15 protein-coding genes and 5 tRNA genes are annotated in these 16,633 nt (G+C 62.4%); 7 read left to right on the top strand and 13 right to left on the bottom strand.

Going from position 1 to position 16,633, the window contains the following annotated elements:
- Positions 1–116: 116 nt before the first annotated feature.
- The 5 genes from HU750_RS11320 to HU750_RS11300 all read right to left on the bottom strand — a co-directional run bounded on the left by HU750_RS11320 (position 117) and on the right by HU750_RS11300 (position 682).
- Positions 117–192, bottom strand: a tRNA-Gly gene (locus HU750_RS11320).
- An 87-nt stretch (positions 193–279) separates the two neighbouring features.
- Positions 280–355, bottom strand: a tRNA-Gly gene (locus HU750_RS11315).
- A gap of 3 nt (positions 356–358) precedes the next feature.
- Positions 359–434: transfer RNA gene (locus HU750_RS11310), tRNA-Glu, on the bottom strand.
- A 92-nt stretch (positions 435–526) separates the two neighbouring features.
- Positions 527–602: transfer RNA gene (locus HU750_RS11305), tRNA-Gly, on the bottom strand.
- A 4-nt stretch (positions 603–606) separates the two neighbouring features.
- Positions 607–682, bottom strand: a tRNA-Glu gene (locus HU750_RS11300).
- Positions 683–1,015: 333 nt separating this feature from the next.
- On the opposite strand from HU750_RS11300, the gene HU750_RS11295 reads away from it, so the two are divergent.
- Positions 1,016–1,783 (top strand): hypothetical protein, encoded by a 768-nt coding sequence (locus HU750_RS11295; protein ID WP_186679551.1) that lies wholly within the window; start codon positions 1,016–1,018, stop codon positions 1,781–1,783.
- A 112-nt stretch (positions 1,784–1,895) separates the two neighbouring features.
- On the opposite strand, the gene msrC is transcribed toward HU750_RS11295, so the two are convergent.
- Both msrC and HU750_RS11285 read right to left on the bottom strand, forming a co-directional pair.
- Complete coding sequence (msrC, locus tag HU750_RS11290) at positions 1,896–2,378, bottom strand: free L-methionine (R)-S-oxide reductase MsrC (protein WP_027596054.1); 483 nt, start codon at positions 2,376–2,378, stop codon at positions 1,896–1,898.
- Positions 2,379–3,266, bottom strand: coding sequence for an ATP-binding protein (locus HU750_RS11285; RefSeq protein WP_027596053.1), 888 nt, complete (start codon positions 3,264–3,266; stop codon positions 2,379–2,381). It lies immediately after the preceding gene.
- 205 nt (positions 3,267–3,471) lie between these two features.
- On the opposite strand from HU750_RS11285, the gene HU750_RS11280 reads away from it, so the two are divergent.
- Positions 3,472–5,829: a hybrid sensor histidine kinase/response regulator gene (locus tag HU750_RS11280; RefSeq protein WP_186679548.1), complete on the top strand. Its 2,358-nt coding sequence runs from the start codon at positions 3,472–3,474 to the stop codon at positions 5,827–5,829.
- On the opposite strand, the gene HU750_RS11275 is transcribed toward HU750_RS11280, so the two are convergent.
- Together HU750_RS11275 and msrB are read right to left on the bottom strand one after the other, a co-directional pair.
- Complete coding sequence (locus HU750_RS11275) at positions 5,819–6,307, bottom strand: glutathione peroxidase (RefSeq protein ID WP_027596051.1); 489 nt, start codon at positions 6,305–6,307, stop codon at positions 5,819–5,821. The genes HU750_RS11280 and HU750_RS11275 overlap by 11 nt on opposite strands.
- A gap of 13 nt (positions 6,308–6,320) precedes the next feature.
- Positions 6,321–6,716, bottom strand: a complete 396-nt coding sequence (msrB, locus tag HU750_RS11270; RefSeq protein WP_027596050.1) for a peptide-methionine (R)-S-oxide reductase MsrB — start codon at positions 6,714–6,716, stop codon at positions 6,321–6,323.
- A gap of 167 nt (positions 6,717–6,883) precedes the next feature.
- Here msrB and HU750_RS11265 point away from each other — a divergent pair, with 167 nt between their 5' ends.
- Entirely contained in the window at positions 6,884–8,095 is a 1,212-nt protein-coding gene (locus HU750_RS11265) for a pyridoxal phosphate-dependent aminotransferase (protein WP_085273706.1), read from the top strand.
- A gap of 244 nt (positions 8,096–8,339) precedes the next feature.
- The gene (htpX, locus tag HU750_RS11260; RefSeq protein ID WP_016715101.1) at positions 8,340–9,227 is read left to right on the top strand and encodes a protease HtpX; all 888 of its coding nucleotides are present in this window, start codon (positions 8,340–8,342) and stop codon (positions 9,225–9,227) included.
- 60 nt (positions 9,228–9,287) lie between these two features.
- Here htpX and HU750_RS11255 read toward each other — a convergent pair whose 3' ends face one another.
- Positions 9,288–9,938: a thiopurine S-methyltransferase gene (locus tag HU750_RS11255; RefSeq protein ID WP_186679545.1), complete on the bottom strand. Its 651-nt coding sequence runs from the start codon at positions 9,936–9,938 to the stop codon at positions 9,288–9,290.
- 111 nt (positions 9,939–10,049) lie between these two features.
- Here HU750_RS11255 and HU750_RS11250 point away from each other — a divergent pair, with 111 nt between their 5' ends.
- Complete coding sequence (locus HU750_RS11250; protein WP_186679542.1) at positions 10,050–10,817, top strand: DODA-type extradiol aromatic ring-opening family dioxygenase; 768 nt, start codon at positions 10,050–10,052, stop codon at positions 10,815–10,817.
- Positions 10,818–10,999: 182 nt separating this feature from the next.
- Here HU750_RS11250 and HU750_RS11245 read toward each other — a convergent pair whose 3' ends face one another.
- Positions 11,000–12,682 (bottom strand): DEAD/DEAH box helicase, encoded by a 1,683-nt coding sequence (locus HU750_RS11245; RefSeq protein WP_027596046.1) that lies wholly within the window; start codon positions 12,680–12,682, stop codon positions 11,000–11,002.
- 432 nt (positions 12,683–13,114) lie between these two features.
- Positions 13,115–13,870 (bottom strand): spermidine synthase, encoded by a 756-nt coding sequence (locus HU750_RS11240; protein WP_186679539.1) that lies wholly within the window; start codon positions 13,868–13,870, stop codon positions 13,115–13,117.
- Positions 13,871–13,986: 116 nt separating this feature from the next.
- Between HU750_RS11240 and HU750_RS11235 the strand changes: the two genes are divergently transcribed.
- Positions 13,987–15,333: a class II 3-deoxy-7-phosphoheptulonate synthase gene (locus HU750_RS11235; RefSeq protein ID WP_186679536.1), complete on the top strand. Its 1,347-nt coding sequence runs from the start codon at positions 13,987–13,989 to the stop codon at positions 15,331–15,333.
- A 24-nt stretch (positions 15,334–15,357) separates the two neighbouring features.
- Here HU750_RS11235 and HU750_RS11230 read toward each other — a convergent pair whose 3' ends face one another.
- On the bottom strand, positions 15,358–15,576 hold the full coding sequence (locus tag HU750_RS11230; RefSeq protein WP_027596043.1) for a DUF1127 domain-containing protein: 219 nt from the start codon (positions 15,574–15,576) through the stop codon (positions 15,358–15,360).
- 96 nt (positions 15,577–15,672) lie between these two features.
- Here HU750_RS11230 and HU750_RS11225 point away from each other — a divergent pair, with 96 nt between their 5' ends.
- Entirely contained in the window at positions 15,673–16,524 is an 852-nt protein-coding gene (locus HU750_RS11225; protein WP_027596042.1) for a LysR substrate-binding domain-containing protein, read from the top strand.
- Positions 16,525–16,633: the final 109 nt, after the last annotated feature.

Here is a 16,633-nt window from a genome sequence, read left to right as displayed (position 1 = left end):
CGCCACTCGATTGAGTGGCGTTTTTGTAACTGAATACTTAAATGCAACGAAAAAAGACGCCTAAGCGTCTATTTTCAATGATCCACAGAACAATAACGCCTCTGCAAATCAATAAATGGAGCGGGAAACGAGACTCGAACTCGCGACCCCGACCTTGGCAAGGTCGTGCTCTACCAACTGAGCTATTCCCGCATTGTGAAGCCTTTACCGCTAATCGGCGTGAAGCGCCTTGACGACCTTCACCACCACTGCACCGCATAGACGCCACAGTATTTAAACTGGAGCGGGAAACGAGACTCGAACTCGCGACCCCGACCTTGGCAAGGTCGTGCTCTACCAACTGAGCTATTCCCGCAAATGGCGTCCCCTAGGGGACTCGAACCCCTGTTACCGCCGTGAAAGGGCGGTGTCCTAGGCCACTAGACGAAGGGGACACACAACACTTTTCAGTGCGCCAGATATTGAACCTCACGATTCAACCTGGGCTTTCTTTTCCTGCCCCGCCGTTAAGCGTTGCCGGAGAAACTGGAGCGGGAAACGAGACTCGAACTCGCGACCCCGACCTTGGCAAGGTCGTGCTCTACCAACTGAGCTATTCCCGCAATATGGCGTCCCCTAGGGGACTCGAACCCCTGTTACCGCCGTGAAAGGGCGGTGTCCTAGGCCACTAGACGAAGGGGACACGCTGCAAGCATTTACATGCTGCTTTCACTCCCTGCCGCGTTTCGCTGTGTGCTTTACGCTGCAAGTGGCGCGCATTCTATGGATGCTTCGAAGATGCGTCAACCCCTTTGTAGAAATTTATTTAAATCAATGACTTCCGGGTGTGCCGAGCGCTGTTTCAGGCAGCCCGCAGGGGTTTGGCGTTGATTTTCTGGCGTCAAGTCAGCATTAATGTGCCAGCATCCAGCCATGGCACAGTTTGCCGATAGAAAAGAGAATGCCTGTCAGGGCCTCTCGCGAGCAAGCTCGCGCCTACACTCAATAATGCAAACCTATTCATGAGGCATTAACGGTGACACCACTTCTGATCACTCTGCTCATCGTGGCGGGTATCGCGTTGCTGATCGTGATCGGCTACCTCAACAATGTGGTCGAGAACAGCAAGCTGGAACGCGCACGGTTGAAGATCGAGCTGGCCGACCGCTTGCGCCGCTGCGGCGAAATCACCGAGACCTTCCCTGGCCAGTTCATGACACCGGCCCTCAAGCTGCTGCTGGCCCGCCTGGAGCTGAACCTCAACCAGCGCCAGCTGACGGTGGACAAGCACAATGCTGAACTCAAAGCGCGCATCGCCGAGCTGGAGGGCCTGATCGCCCTGGGCGAAAAGATCCCGGTGAACAACCCGCCTAACCCGATCCAGACCGAGGCCAAGGCCAAAGACGTACGTTTTCTGCTCGAAGCGCTGCACACGCAGGTCGCCCGCGCCGCACAGGAGGGCTTCCTGCCTGCCAACGAGGCCAAGCAGTGGGTTAAGGAGATCCGTCATATTCTGGTGCTGTTGCACATCGAGTTCTTCAACAACCTTGGCCAGCAGGCCTTGCAGAAAGCTCAGCCGGGCCAGGCACGCCTCGCCTTCGAGCGGGGTGTGCAGTATTTGCGCAAGCAGCCAGAGCCGAAGGTGTATGAAGAGCAGCTGACCTACTTGGAGAAACTGCTGGCACGGGCTAACGCCCAGGTGATGGACCGCATGGCGCCGGCGGAGGACGAGCACAACGAACTGACCGACGGGCTCAAGACCGACGAGGAAGAGACCTGGAAGAAGAAGGCGATGTACGACTGATTGCTAAACCTGCACTGGCCTCTTCGCGGGCAAGCCCGCTCCCACAGGGACCGCGCCGCCCCCTGTGGGAGCGGGCTTGCCCGCGAAGAGGCCGGAACAGGCAACCCAATTATCAGCAGTCGGTCAATTCCAGAAAGATCGCCGCCAACCGCTCCAACCCCACCTGGTCCGCCTCACTGAAGCGCCCCACCTTCGGGCTGTCCAGGTCCAGCACCCCAATCAACCTGCCCGCCTTCACCAACGGAATCACCAGCTCGCTGTTGGATGCGCTGTCACAGGCGATATGCCCCGGGAACGCATGCACGTCTTCCACCCGCTGGGTTTGCCGGGTGGCCGCAGCCGCACCACACACACCCTTGCTGAACGGAATGCGCACACACGCCACCTGCCCCTGGAACGGCCCGAGCACCAGCTCTTCATTGCGGTTCAGGTAAAACCCCGCCCAGTTCAGGTCGTCCACCTGGTTATAGAGAAACGCCGAAAACTGCGCGGCGTTGGCGATGAAGTCACGCTCGTCGGCAAACAGCGCCTGCACTTGCGCGGCCAGCAGGTTATAGCCATCGAGGCCAGCGCCACTGGCATTGAGGTCGATCATTTACTTTTGCTCCAGCAATTGCAGCCCGACCCAGTAGCGGGCGAACTGATAGGCACAACGGCCATTACGGTTGCCGCGGCCAGTGGCCCAGCGCACGGCGAGGATGTCCAGGGCTTCGTCACGCTGCCAGTTCAACCCGGCAGGGCGCGCCAACTGGCCGATCCAGTGTTCGACCACATTAAGGAAGTGGTCCTGGGTGAAGGGGTAGAACGACAGCCACAGGCCAAAGCGGTCAGACAGGGCAATCTTGTCTTCCACGGCTTCGCTGGGGTGCAGCTCGCCGTCGACGCGCTTCCAGTTCTCGTTGTCGCTCTCTTTTTCCGGCACCAGGTGGCGACGGTTGGAGGTGGCGTACAGCAAGACATTGTCGGGGGCTTGCTCCAGCGAGCCGTCGAGCACACTCTTGAGCACCCGGTAGTCGCCCTCCCCGGCTTCGAACGACAGGTCGTCGCAGAACAGGATGAAGCGCTGCGGCAGTTTTTGCAGTTGCTCGACCACCCGCGGCAGGTCGGCCAGGTGGTCGCGCTCGATTTCGATCAGGCGCAGGCCGGCACCTTCGTGCTCGGCCAGCAAGGCGCGCACCAGCGACGACTTGCCGGTGCCACGCGAGCCCCACAGCAAGGCATGGTTGGCCGGCAGGCCATTGATGAACTGATGGGTGTTGCGGCCCAACTGGTCGCGTTGCTGGTCGACCCCGATCAGGTCGCTCAGGCGGATGTCCAGGCTGACTTCAAGGGGCATCAGGTAACCGGTGCGGCCATCGCGCTGCCAGCGGGCGGCCAAAGTGGTGTGCCAGTCGATGTCCGGGCGTGGTGCGGGCAACAGCGGCTCAAGGCGCGCCAGTACCGATTCGGCGCGGTCCAGAAAAGCAATCAAGCGAGCGTCCATGACGACTCCTACAAATTTCAGTTTTTTGGGGCCGCTGTGCGTCCCTTCGCGGGGCAAGCCCGCTCCCACAGGGGCCGCGCAGAGCCAGGGGCTACGCTGTACCTGTAGGAGCGGGCTTGCCCCGCGAAGGGCTGCACAGCGGCCCCCGCTTGGCGATCAACTGAAATGAACAGACAGACCCGCCAGCAGCCGGGGCTATTCGGCTATGCTTGCGCAGCGCAAGGGACGTGAAACCGGCTCGGGACTCATGGATATCAAGTTCACCAATCGCCTGTCATACAAGCAAGCCCGGCTGACAGTCCTGGTCGGCTTCATCCTGGGAACATTGCTCAGTCTCATCCAGATCGGCATCGATTATGCCAGCGAAGACGCATCCATCAACCGTGAAGTGCGTGCACTGCTGCAAATCAGCCACAACCCGGCTTCGCGCATCGCCTACAACATCGATGCCGAACTGGCCCTGGAGCTGACCCGCGGCCTGCTGCAATCGCCAGCCGTGATCCGCGCCCGGCTGATCGACAACAACGATACCGTACTGGCCGACGTCGAGCGCCCGCGCCTCGAAGACCGCTACCGCCCGCTCAGCGACTTCCTGTTCGGCGAGCAGCGCCAGCTTCAAGACCGCCTGTTTCTCGCCCATATGCCCAATGAATACCTGGGCACCCTGTACCTGGACGTCGATACCTACGCCTTCGGCAGCCGCTTCCTCGACCGCGCCGGCATTACCTTGTTCAACGGCTTTGCCCGCAGCCTGGTGCTGACCGGGATCCTGCTGGCGCTGTTCTACATGATGCTGACCAAACCGCTGGTGACCGTGATTGGCGCGCTCAGCGGCAGCGACCCGCGCAAGCCGCGGCAAACCCGGCTGGAATGCCCCCACGGCCACGAACACGACGAGATCGGCGTGCTGGTCAAAGTCGCCAACCAGCAGTTCGTCAGCATGGCCACCGAGATCGAGCAGCGGCGTAACGCCGAAAACCGCCTGACCCAGTACCTGAACGAGCTGGAAGACATCGTGTCGGCGCGCACCGACCAGCTCAAGGCCAGCAACAGCAGCTTGAGCCTGACCAACCAAGAGCTCGAAGAAGCCCGGCGCCGGGCCCTGGACATGGCCCAGGCGCGCGCGGCCTTCCTGGCCAACATGAGCCACGAGATCCGCACCCCGCTCAACGGCATGCTCGGCATGATCGCCCTGGCCCTGGACAGCCCGCTGCCCAGTGAACAGCGCCAGCAGATGACCATCGCCCACGACTCGGGCAAGGTGCTGGTGGAGCTGCTGAACGATATTCTCGACCTGTCCAAGTTCGATGCCGGCCAACTGGAGCTGGAACGCATCGCCTTCGACATGAGCTCGATGGTCGAGGACACCGCCAACCTGCTGTCGCAGAACACCGCGCAAAGCGTCGAGCTGACCTGCCTGATCGCCCGCGACTTCCCCAGCAGCGTGCTCGGCGACCCGACACGGGTGCGCCAGATCGTCAGCAACCTCTTGTCCAACGCGCTCAAGTTCACCCGCTTCGGCCGCGTCGACATCCGCCTGGTGACGATTGTCGGCGGTGTGCGCCTGGAAGTGCGCGATACCGGCATCGGCATCCCCGAGGAGGCGCAGGCGCGAATTTTCCAACCCTTCACCCAGGCTGGCGCTGGCATCACCCGCCAGTACGGCGGCACCGGCCTGGGCCTGGCACTGACGCGCAACCTGTGCAAGGCCATGCAGGGGCACCTGCATATCCAGTCCGAACCAGGCTTTGGCAGCCGCTTCAGCGCAGAGCTGCCACTGGCCGTGCACACTGAAGCCATCCCGCCGGCGCCGCTGCAGGGCCGCGTGGTGGCCCTGAGCGATGCCAGCAGCGGGCTGCATGAGCTGCTGCAAGACCTGCTGCCCGCCTGGGGCCTGGCGTACCAACGGCACGACAGCAGCGCAGGCCTGCACACTGCAGCGTTCGACCTGCTGATCACCGACGACCTGGAGCACCTGCTGGCACTGCGCCCTGCACTGAAGACGCCCATCCTGCTGGTGACGGCCTACGGCAATTTCCTGCCCAATGAGCAATCCATCAACCTTGCACCGCTGCACCAGCTGGCCCGGCCACTGGCGCGCAACGCGCTGTACCAGACGCTGCGGCGCATCCTGCAAGGCCACGAGCCCGAGCACCCGCTGGCCAACCCGCACACCTCCCCGGAAGAAGGCCGTGCACGGATTCTGCTGGTGGAGGACAACCCGGTGAACCAACTGGTGGCCAAGGGCATGCTGGCCAAGCTCGGCTGCCAGGTACAGCTGGCTACCCAGGGCGCCGAGGCCCTGGCGTGGCTAGAACAAGAGGATTTCGACCTGGTGCTGATGGACTGCAACATGCCGGTGATGGACGGCTACGAAGCCAGCCGACGCATCCGCCAGAGCGGCCGCTGGCCAGACTTGCCAATCGTCGCGCTCACCGCCAATGCCATGCCCGAAGAGCGCGAACGCTGCCGGGCGGCGGGCATGAACGACTACCTGGCCAAGCCGTTCCGCCGCGAAGAACTGCTGGCGCTGGTCGAGCACTGGGTGCCGATCAGCGGCTGAGCAGGCGCTCGATGTCTGCTTCCAGTGCCTGCGGCTTGGTGGTCGGCGCGTAGCGCGTGACCTGGCCGCTGGCCGGGTCGACCAGGAACTTGGTGAAGTTCCACTTGATCTTCTGGCTACCCAGCAAGCCGGGGGCGCGCTGCTTGAGCTCGACGAACAGCGGGTGAGCACCCGGCCCGTTGACCTCGACCTTGCGAAACAGCGGGAAGCTCACGCCAAAATTGCGCTCGCAAAACTGCGCGATGTCCCGCGCTTCGCCCGGCTCTTGCTTGCCAAACTGGTTGCAGGGGAAGCCCAGCACCACCAGGCCGCGCTCGCGGTAGGCCTGCCACAGCTGCTCCAGGCCTTTGTATTGCGGGGTAAAGCCGCACTGGCTGGCGGTATTGACCACCAACAGGACTTTGCCCGGGAAGTCACCGAGCTTCTTGTGCTCGCCACCCAGGGTCACGCAGGGGATGTCCAGCATCGATCCAGCCATGTTCAGGCTCCGGTCAGTCACGTGGTCGAAGGTCGATGCACACCGAGTTGATGCAATAGCGCAGGCCGGTCGGGGGTGGCCCGTCGGGGAACACGTGGCCCAGGTGCGCATCGCAGCGGGCGCAGGTGACTTCGGTGCGGATCATGCCGTGGGTGGTGTCGCGAATCTCGATCATCGCGCTGTCTTCGATCGGCGCGTAGAAGCTCGGCCAGCCGCAACCGGAATCGAACTTGGTTTGCGCATCGAACAGCGGCAGGCTGCAGCAGATGCAATGGTAGATACCATCACGGCGCTCGCTGTTGTACTTGCCGCTGAACGGCCGCTCGGTGCCTTTGAGGCGGCACACCTGGTACTGCTCGGGGTCGAGCATCGACCGCCATTGTTCAAGTGTCTTCTCGATCTTTTGCATGTAGGGACCTCGACAGGCTTAATTTCACCCCGCGCCGTCTTTTCCGTAACGCGGGTGGCACGTATATTAGTTGGCTTCGTGTGCCAGGCGTTCAGTCTGGCACCCGCTTCCTGCCCTTTCAAACCTTTCGAAAGGGCGCGGTGCGTATTCTCAACCGGGACCCCATCATGCAGTTCAGCAAATCGAACAAGCTCGCCAATGTCTGCTACGACATTCGCGGCCCAGTGCTCAAGCACGCCAAACGCCTGGAGGAGGAAGGCCACCGCATCCTCAAGCTGAACATCGGCAACCCGGCGCCGTTTGGCTTCGAGGCGCCGGACGAAATCCTCCAGGATGTGATCCGCAACCTGCCCACCGCGCAGGGCTACAGCGACTCCAAAGGGCTGTTCAGCGCGCGCAAGGCGGTGATGCAGTACTGCCAGCAGAAGGAAATCGAAGGCGTCACCATCGAGGACATCTACCTCGGTAACGGCGTGTCCGAGCTGATCGTCATGTCGATGCAGGCGCTGCTCAACAACGGCGACGAAGTGCTGATCCCGGCCCCCGACTACCCACTGTGGACCGCCGCAGTGAGCCTGGCTGGCGGCAAGCCGGTGCACTACCTGTGCGACGAACAGGCCGACTGGTTCCCTGACCTTGAAGACATCAAGGCCAAGATCACCCCGAACACCAAGGCCCTGGTGATCATCAACCCGAACAACCCGACCGGCGCGGTGTACTCCAAGGAGCTGCTGTTGGGCATGCTGGAGCTGGCGCGCCAGCACAACCTGGTGGTGTTCTCCGACGAGATCTACGACAAGATCCTCTACGACGAAGCCGTGCACATCAGCACCGCCTCGCTGGCCCCCGACCTGCTGTGCCTGACCTTCAACGGCCTGTCCAAGTCGTACCGGGTGGCGGGTTTCCGTTCCGGCTGGCTGATCATCTCGGGGCCCAAGCACCACGCCCAGAGCTACATCGAAGGCATCGACATGCTGGCCAACATGCGCCTGTGCGCCAACGTGCCGGCCCAGCATGCCATCCAGACCGCCCTGGGCGGCTACCAGAGCATCAACGACCTGGTGCTGCCACAAGGCCGCCTGCTGGAGCAGCGCAACCGCACCTACGAGCTGCTCAACGACATCCCGGGCGTGAGCTGCGTGAAGCCGATGGGCGCGCTTTATGCGTTCCCGCGGATCGACCCGAAGGTCTGCCCGATCCTCAATGACGAGAAGTTCGCGCTAGACCTGCTGCTGTCGGAAAAACTACTGATCGTGCAAGGTACAGCGTTCAACTGGCCATGGCCGGACCACTTCCGCGTGGTGACCTTGCCGCGGGTGGACGACCTGGAAGCGGCGATCGGGCGGATCGGGAATTTCCTGCGGACTTATTCGCAGTAAGTGAAGGCCTCTTCGCAGCACAAGGCTGCTCCTGTAGGAGCAGCGTTGTGCTGCGAATGGGCTGCAAAGCAGCCCCAAAAGTTTCTTACATCCTGCAACGCTCTACCTCACAGCCCCCACCGCATCCTCTGCCATACTCCGCCGTACACAGTTTGAAATAGTCGCCCGATTGAATCGGCACGGCTTGCACCTTATATACCCCGCAGTAAGCAACACACTCATCCGTCAGGAGAACGTAACAACCATGATGCGCATTCTGTTGTTTGTAGCCACCAACCTCGCGGTGGTGCTGGTTGCAAGCATTACCCTGAGCCTGTTCGGTTTCAACGGGTTCATGGCCGCCAACGGGGTCGACCTCAACCTCAGCAGCCTGCTGGTGTTCTGCGCCGTGTTCGGCTTTGCCGGCTCCCTTGTCTCGCTGTTCATCTCCAAGTGGATGGCGAAGATGAGCACCGGCACCCAGATCATCTCCCAGCCGCGCACCCGCCACGAACAGTGGCTGTTGCAAACGGTCGAGGAGCTGTCGCGCGAGGCCGGCATCAAGATGCCCGAAGTGGGTATCTTCCCGGCCTACGAGGCCAACGCCTTCGCCACCGGCTGGAACCGCAACGATGCCCTGGTAGCGGTGTCCCAAGGCCTGCTGGAGCGTTTCTCGCCCGATGAAGTGCGTGCGGTGCTGGCCCACGAGATCGGCCACGTGGCCAACGGTGACATGGTCACCCTGGCGCTGGTGCAGGGCGTGGTGAACACCTTCGTGATGTTCTTTGCCCGCATCATCGGCAACTTCGTCGACAAGGTCATCTTCAAGAACGAAGAAGGCCAGGGTATTGCTTACTACGTCGCGACCATCGTTGCCGAGCTGATCCTGGGCATCCTGGCCAGCATGATCGTCATGTGGTTCTCGCGCCGCCGCGAGTACCGTGCCGACGAAGCCGGCGCACAACTGGCCGGCACGGCCGCGATGATCGGCGCCCTGCAGCGCCTGCGTGTGGAGCAAGGCCTGCCAGTCCATATGCCGGACACCATGAAGGCCTTCGGCATCAATGGCGGCCTCAAGCACGGCCTGGCCGGGCTGCTGATGAGCCACCCGCCGCTGGAAGACCGTATCGAGGCGCTGCGCCGTCGCGGATGATCCACCCAGCAAAAACAAAAAAGGGCGACTTCGGTCGCCCTTTTTTGTGGGTGGTCCCCTTCAGAGGCCTATGCGATACACCCGCTCGAGCAGGCTGGTAGCACCGGCCTGGGCGAACTTCGGGCTCTGCTCAATGATTTCCAGCACCGCCAGCGGCTCCACCTGCCGACCGGCAAAGCCGTGCCGCACCTCATCATCGGCGACCGAAAACGGCGGGCCAGCCAACAGCGCCTGGTCATAACCCAGCGTCACCAACAGCCCTTGGCACCCCGCTGGCAGCACGTCAGCCAACAGCCGCATGTAGCGCAGGCGCATCTCGGGCGGTAAAGCAATCAACGCCGCACGGTCATAGAACCCCGCGCAATCGGCCACATCCTCGGCCCGCAAGGCAAAGAAGTCCCCGCACCACAGCTCCACCTCGGCGCTTCTCCAAACCTCGAACGCGCCCTTCTGCGAGACTTCAGCCTCAAGCCCGTGCTCTTGGAAAAAGCCCTCCACTGCCCGCCGCGACAGCTCCACCCCCAGCACCCGATGCCCCTGCCCTGCCAGCCAGGCCAGGTCCAGGCTCTTGCCACACAACGGCACCAGCACACGGCTGCCAGCCGGCAGCGCCAGCACTGGCCAGTGCGCTTGCAGGTACGGGTTGACCTGCGCTTGATGGAAGCCGATCTGGTTGTCGGCCCATCGTTTGTGCCAGAACGCTGGCTCCATGGGTGCTCCTGTACTTATCAAGCGCTTCGATACATAGCGCAGAAAACTTGGTTTGGATTTCGATCGGTAACTGATCGAAGATGACTGCATCTTAACCCTCAGGACATCACCATGCTGCCCAGCCTGTTCATTTCCCATGGTTCCCCCATGCTTGCCCTGCAGCCGGGCGCCAGCGGGCCGGCCCTGGCCGGGTTGGCCAATGCCCTGCCGCAACCCAAGGCGATCGTAGTGGTGTCGGCGCACTGGGAAAGCCGTGAGCTGCTGGTGACCGGCAGCCAGCAGCCCGAGACCTGGCACGACTTCCACGGCTTCCCCCAGGCGCTGTATGCCGTGCAGTACCCAGCACCGGGCGCCCCTGCGCTGGCTGAGCAGGTGTGCGCATTGCTGGGCGCTGCCGGCTTGCCGGCGCGCACCGATGCGCACCGGCCGTTCGACCATGGCGCCTGGGTGCCGTTATCGCTGATGTACCCGGGCGCCAACATCCCGGTGCTCCAGGTGTCGCTACCCAGTCAGCTAGGGCCTGCCTTGCAGCTCAAGGTTGGCCAGGCACTGGCAGGGTTGCGCGCGCAGGGGGTACTGCTGGTGGGCTCGGGAAGCATTACCCATAACCTAGGCGAACTGGACTGGCACGCCGGGCCGGATGTGATAGAACCTTGGGCGCTGGCGTTTCGGGATTGGGTGGTGGCGCGGCTGCAGGAGGATGACCGGGATGCGCTGGTGGGTTACCGGCAAGCGGCACCGTTTGCGGTGCGTAACCATCCCAGTGATGAGCATTTGCTACCGCTGTTTTTTGCCCTCGGGGCTGGGGGCACGTTCGGCATCGTCCACCAGGGGTTCACCTTGGGGGCACTGGGGATGGATATCTACAGGTTCGACTGAAACACAGATCCCCTGTAGGAGCAGCCTTGTGCTGCGAAGAGGCCGGTGCAAGCACAGTGAATGCTCGCTGCTTGCACTGGCCTCTTCGCAGCGCAAGGCTGCTCCTACAAGGGGCCTTGTGCGCTTCACTCAGGCAAAAAAAATCCCCAGCTCAGGCCGGGGATTTTTTTATTACGCCAGGATCAATCTTCGCGGTAGCGACGCAGCTTCAGCTGCTTGCCAGCCACGCGGGTGTCCTTGAGCTTGGACAGCAGACGCTCCAGGCCATCTTCCGGCAGCTCAACCAGGCTGAAGCTGTCGCGTACCTGGATACGGCCGATAGCGTCACGGGCCAGGCCGCCTTCGTTGAGGATCGCACCCAACAGGTTCTTGGCAGCGATGCCGTCACGGGCACCCAGGGCAGTACGGCAACGCACGCGGCCTTCAGCCAGCGGCATTGGCGCACGACGCTCACGGTCACCACGGTCACTGCGCTCGCCACGCTCGGCACGCTCACCGGTACGCTCACGCGGTGCACCAACGCCCGGTACCAGCGGCTGCTCGCGCTCTACGGCAGCCAGGTCCAGCGCCTGACCATTGGTGGCTTTGCGCAGCAAGGCCGAAGCCAGGGCACGCGGGCTGCAACCCAGGTCGGTGGTCAGGCGGTCGAGCAGGTCGCCATGGCTGGCTTCCGATTCGGCCACCAGCGGCGCCAGGCTCGAGGTCAGTTTCTTGATGCGAGCATCCAGAACGGCCTGGGCATTGGGCAGGCGTGCTTCGGCAACTTTCTGCCCGGTAACACGCTCGATCACTTGCAGCATGCGGCGCTCACGCGGGGTGACCAGCAGCAGTGCACGGCCTTCGCGACCGGCACGGCCGGTACGGCCGATACGGTGAACGTAGGACTCTGGGTCGTACGGCATGTCGACGTTGAACACGTGCGTGATGCGCGGTACGTCCAGACCACGGGCAGCGACGTCGGTGGCGACGACGATGTCCAGGCGGCCATCCTTGAGCGAGTCGATGACGCGCTCACGCTGGTTCTGGGCGATGTCGCCGTTCAGCGCAGCAGCCTTGTAGCCCTTGGCTTCCAGCGCGGCGGCCAGGTCCAGGGTGGCTTGCTTGGTACGCACGAAGGCGATCAGCGCATCGAACTCTTCAACTTCCAGCAGACGCAGAACAGCCGGGATCTTCTGGTCGGCATGGACCATCAGGTGAGCCTGATCGATCGCGGTAACGGTCTGGGTCTTGCTCTGGATCTTGACGTGCTTGGGTTCACGCAGGTGACGTTCGGCGATCGAGCGGATCGACGACGGCAGGGTTGCGGAGAACAGGACGGTCTGACGGCTAGCTGGGATTGCGTCGAAGATCACTTCGAGGTCATCCATGAAGCCCAGCTTGAGCATCTCGTCGGCTTCGTCCAGTACCAGGTACTGTACGGTCGACAGGACTTTTTCGTCACGACGCAGGTGATCGCACAGACGGCCTGGGGTAGCGACGACGATTTGCGCGCCGTTACGGATGGCACGCAGCTGTGGGCCCATCGGGGCACCACCGTAAACAGCGACCACGTTAACGCCCGGCATCTGCTTGGCGTAGGTTTCGAAAGCGGTAGCAACTTGCAGCGCCAACTCACGGGTTGGCGCCAGGATCAGGGCTTGCGGTTCGCGCTTGCTCACGTCGATCTTGTTGAGGATCGGCAGGGCGAAGGCAGCGGTCTTGCCGGTGCCAGTCTGCGCCTGGCCGATCATGTCGTGACCGGCGAGGATGATCGGGATCGACTGATGCTGAATGGCGGACGGCTCTTCATAGCCGGTAGCCAGTACAGCAGCAACAATATTCGGATTGAGATCGAGAGCGGCGAATCCGCCGGTTTCCTGGGTCATGGGTCTGCCTCTAGGTGCATCCGCAAAGACCCATGCTCCAAAGCTGCACATGCCTTGAAAGACCAGAAGGTCACCCAGGCAGCTTTGGCGGCGGGGATTTGCGAAAACGATTGAAAAAGAAAAACTTGGGAAGGTCCGCCTAGCGGACGTGCAGCCGAAGCTGGACTCGGAGGATTTGCACCACCTGATTTTGAGGTCCGCTAAAAGACCGGCGCGTACTATACCCGAATTAGTGGGTTACGTGAGGAAAATTTTCAGTAGACCGGAGCCACCAGGTAGCCACTAGCGACCACGGGCTGAATCGTTAATTCACACCCCCTTGTAGGAGCAGCCTTGCGCTGCGAAGAGGCCGGTGAAAGCAGCAAGAATCTACGCTGCCTGCAAGGGCCTCTTCGCAGCGCAAGGCTGCGCCTACAAGGGGGTGTCAGCAGCTCAGGTCGCAGGCCGAATTTCTTTGATCAGCCCGTCAAGGGTATACCCCAACTGCGGCGCCAGCGCCTCGGCACGCGCCCGCAGCCCTTGCATGTCCAGCGTTTGCTCAAGGTCCGCCGGCACCAAGAGGATCACGTTGCCCTCCTTCACCGGCAACTCCCAATAATGCCGGTGGTACAAGCCGCGCAGCAGCGCCGCGCCCAGCGGCCTGCCGTCATCGCTGGCCCACTGGTTGATCACCAGCCACCCCCCAGGGTTGAGCTGTTTCTGGCAGTTGTCCAGAAAACCCCAGGCCAGATGCCCGACACCCGGGCCAAAGTCGGTGTACAGGTCGACGAAGACCAGGTCGGCCTTTTCTGCGCTGGGCAGCAGCTCGATGGCATCGCCCACCCGCACATACAGGCGCGGGTCATCATCCAGGCCCAGGTATTCCATGGCCAGGCGCGGCACGTCTGGGCGCAGCTCGATGGCTTCGATATCGTCCAGCGGCAGAAACTTCATGCAGGCCTGGGTCAGCGTGCCGGCGCCCAGGCCCAGAAACAGCGCACTCTCGGGCTGCGCGTGGCACAAGGCGCCGACCAGCATGGCGCGGGTGTAGTCATATTCCAGCCAGCTGGGGTCGGCGGTGAACACGCAGCTCTGCTCGATCGCGTCGCCGAATTCGAGAAAACGGTAGTCGTCCACCTCGTACACGCTGATGACGCCAAAGGCATCTTCGACCCGTGCCAGTAGCCGCTCTTCCCGTTCCGCCGTCATGTTCGCCACTCGCCCGTGCAAAAACGCGCATTGTCCGCCAACACCCCCGATGCAACAAGCGCGGCGGCAACTGTTACCATGACCCAAAGCCTACAACCCACAAGATCGAGCCCGAAATGAACGCACCGTGGAGCCCTGACAGCTGGCGTGCCCTGCCTATCCAGCAGCAACCGACCTACCCCGACGCCGCGCACCTGCTCAAGGTCGAACAGACCTTGGCCAGCTACCCGCCGCTGGTGTTCGCGGGCGAGGCCCGCGAGCTGCGCCGGCAGTTCGCCGAGGTCACCGAAGGCCGCGCGTTCCTGTTGCAGGGCGGCGACTGCGCCGAGAGCTTTGCCGAATTTTCCGCCGCGAAGATCCGCGACACGTTCAAGGTGCTGCTGCAGATGGCCATCGTCATGACCTTTGCTGCCGGCTGCCCGGTGGTCAAGGTCGGGCGCATGGCCGGGCAATTTGCCAAGCCGCGCTCTGCGGGCGACGAGACCATCGGCAACGTCACCCTGCCCGCCTACCGTGGCGATATCGTCAACGGCATCGGCTTTGATGAAAAAAGCCGTGTCCCCGACCCGGACCGCCTGCTGCAGGCCTACCACCAGGCCACCGCCAGCCTCAACCTGTTGCGCGCCTTTGCCCAGGGTGGCTTTGCCGACCTGCACCAGGTGCACAAGTGGAACCTGGACTTCATCGCCAACTCGGCGTTGGCCGACAAGTACCATCAACTGGCCAACCGTATCGACGAGACCCTGGCCTTCATGCGCGCCTGCGGGCTGGACAGCGCGCCGCAACTGCGCGAGACCAGCTTCTTCACCGCCCACGAAGCGCTGCTGCTCAACTATGAAGAAGCTTTCGTGCGCCAGGACAGCCTGACCGGCGACTACTACGATTGCTCGGCGCACATGCTGTGGATCGGCGACCGCACGCGCCAGCTCGACGGCGCCCATGTCGAGTTCCTGCGCGGCGTGCACAACCCGATCGGGGTCAAGGTCGGCCCCAGCATGAACCCCGAAGAACTGATCCGCCTGATCGACACCCTCAACCCGAGCAACGACCCCGGCCGCCTCAACCTGATCGTGCGCATGGGCGCCAACAAGGTCGGCGACCACCTGCCAGGGTTGATCCGCACTGTCGAGCGCGAGGGGCGCAAGGTGCTGTGGAGCTCAGACCCGATGCACGGCAACACCATCAAGGCCAGCAGTGGCTACAAGACCCGTGACTTTGCGCAGATCCTCGATGAGGTGAAGCAGTTCTTCCAGGTGCACCAGGCCGAAGGCAGCCATGCAGGCGGGATCCACATTGAGATGACCGGGCAGAACGTCACCGAATGCATCGGCGGCGCCCGCCCGATCACCGAAGACGGCCTGTCGGACCGTTACCACACCCACTGCGACCCCCGCATGAATGCCGATCAGTCGCTTGAACTGGCGTTTCTGATTGCCGAAACCCTCAAGCAGGTGCGTCGCTAAACCGCCGCACCTACAAAAAACGGCCTATTTGCGCAGCGGATCATCCCAGAAGTGCCGCTCGGCCTCTTGCTGGATATCCGCCCGGCTCAAGCCCAGGTCGTGCAATGTCGCATCGCTGAGGCTGGCCAGCTCCTGGCGCTGACGGTACAGCTCCCACCAACGCGCCGGGCGCTGCAGGGCTGCGTGCCACAGGTGGTTCAGGGAAAAGGCAGGTTGCTGGATGCTGCTGACATGACCTTTCATCGTGAAGCCCTCCGTGTTGATGGCTCCAGTCTCGCGCCGGGCTTAAGATCAATCCAACGAATGTTTCTGATGCCATGCATCTCGGAGATTGATGCAATGTCCCAGTATCAAAGCCTTGATGCCGACGTGTTGCGCACCTTCGTCGCCATTGCCGAGCAAGGCGGTTTCACCCGCGCCGGCGAGGTGGTCAACCGCACCCAGTCGGCGGTCAGCATGCAAATGAAACGCCTGGAGGAAGACATCCTGCAGCGCCAGCTGTTCGAGCGCGAGGGCCGCCAGGTACGCCTCACCGCTGAAGGGCAGGTACTGCTTGGCTATGCCCGGCGCATCCTCAAGCTGCACGGCGAAGTGTTCAATACCTTGCGCATGCCGCACATGGTCGGGGTGGTACGCATCGGCACACCCGACGATTACGCCATGCGCTTTCTGCCGACCATCCTGTCGAGTTTTGCCCAGGCTTACCCGCTGGTGCAGGTGGAGGTGCATTGCGATTCGTCAAAGCAATTGATGCTGCGTCAGGACCTGGACCTGACCATCGTCACCCGCGAACCGGGCAACGAAGTCGGCCAGCTGTTGCGCCAGGAACGGTTGGTGTGGGCTGCCGCCGAAGGGTTTTGCCCGCAGGAGCAACGGCCCATGCCGGTGGCGCTGTTCAACACCGACTGCTTTTGCCGCGCCTGGACCTGCAATGCGCTAGAAGCGCAAGGCATCGACTACCGCATTGCCTACACCAGCCCAAGCCTGGCGGCGATCTTTGCCATCGTCACTGCCGGGTTGGCGGTGACGGCACAGTTGCAGAGCCTGATCGGCGGCAACATACGGATTTTGGGCGAGAGCGACGGGCTGCCGCAGTTGCCGGTGGCCAATGTGATGCTGGTGCGCAGCACGCAGCACCCGTCCCCGATCACCGATTGCATGGCCGATTACATCGTCGAAGGGTTCAAATAGATCAGTGGCAGCCATAGCTTTGTGTAGGAGCAGCCTTGTGCTGCGAAGAGGCCGGTGATTTCAGCGACATTTTGCGCTGCTTGGACGGGCCTCTTCGCAGCGCAAGGCT

The sequence above is a fragment of the Pseudomonas sp. SWRI50 genome, assembly GCF_014269095.1.
Taxonomy (GTDB): Bacteria; Pseudomonadota; Gammaproteobacteria; order Pseudomonadales; family Pseudomonadaceae; genus Aquipseudomonas; species Aquipseudomonas kermanshahensis.
The sequence above is the reverse complement of the archived record's forward strand: the minus strand, read 5'-3'. Positions and strand labels throughout refer to the sequence as shown.

What these genes read in the sequence shown, in the direction of transcription:
- msrC (WP_027596054.1), bottom strand. Translation starts at nt 2,378, where the DNA reads ATGATCGACCTCAATGCCAGTGGCGCTGGCCTCGATGGCTATAACCTG.
- HU750_RS11285 (WP_027596053.1), bottom strand. Translation starts at nt 3,266, where the DNA reads ATGGACGCTCGCTTGATTGCTTTTCTGGACCGCGCCGAATCGGTACTG.
- HU750_RS11280 (WP_186679548.1), top strand. Translation starts at nt 3,472, where the DNA reads ATGCTTGCGCAGCGCAAGGGACGTGAAACCGGCTCGGGACTCATGGAT.
- HU750_RS11275 (WP_027596051.1), bottom strand. Translation starts at nt 6,307, where the DNA reads ATGGCTGGATCGATGCTGGACATCCCCTGCGTGACCCTGGGTGGCGAG.
- msrB (WP_027596050.1), bottom strand. Translation starts at nt 6,716, where the DNA reads ATGCAAAAGATCGAGAAGACACTTGAACAATGGCGGTCGATGCTCGAC.
- HU750_RS11265 (WP_085273706.1), top strand. Translation starts at nt 6,884, where the DNA reads ATGCAGTTCAGCAAATCGAACAAGCTCGCCAATGTCTGCTACGACATT.
- htpX (WP_016715101.1), top strand. Translation starts at nt 8,340, where the DNA reads ATGATGCGCATTCTGTTGTTTGTAGCCACCAACCTCGCGGTGGTGCTG.
- HU750_RS11255 (WP_186679545.1), bottom strand. Translation starts at nt 9,938, where the DNA reads ATGGAGCCAGCGTTCTGGCACAAACGATGGGCCGACAACCAGATCGGC.
- HU750_RS11250 (WP_186679542.1), top strand. Translation starts at nt 10,050, where the DNA reads ATGCTGCCCAGCCTGTTCATTTCCCATGGTTCCCCCATGCTTGCCCTG.
- HU750_RS11245 (WP_027596046.1), bottom strand. Translation starts at nt 12,682, where the DNA reads ATGACCCAGGAAACCGGCGGATTCGCCGCTCTCGATCTCAATCCGAAT.
- HU750_RS11240 (WP_186679539.1), bottom strand. Translation starts at nt 13,870, where the DNA reads ATGACGGCGGAACGGGAAGAGCGGCTACTGGCACGGGTCGAAGATGCC.
- HU750_RS11235 (WP_186679536.1), top strand. Translation starts at nt 13,987, where the DNA reads ATGAACGCACCGTGGAGCCCTGACAGCTGGCGTGCCCTGCCTATCCAG.
- HU750_RS11230 (WP_027596043.1), bottom strand. Translation starts at nt 15,576, where the DNA reads ATGAAAGGTCATGTCAGCAGCATCCAGCAACCTGCCTTTTCCCTGAAC.
- HU750_RS11225 (WP_027596042.1), top strand. Translation starts at nt 15,673, where the DNA reads ATGTCCCAGTATCAAAGCCTTGATGCCGACGTGTTGCGCACCTTCGTC.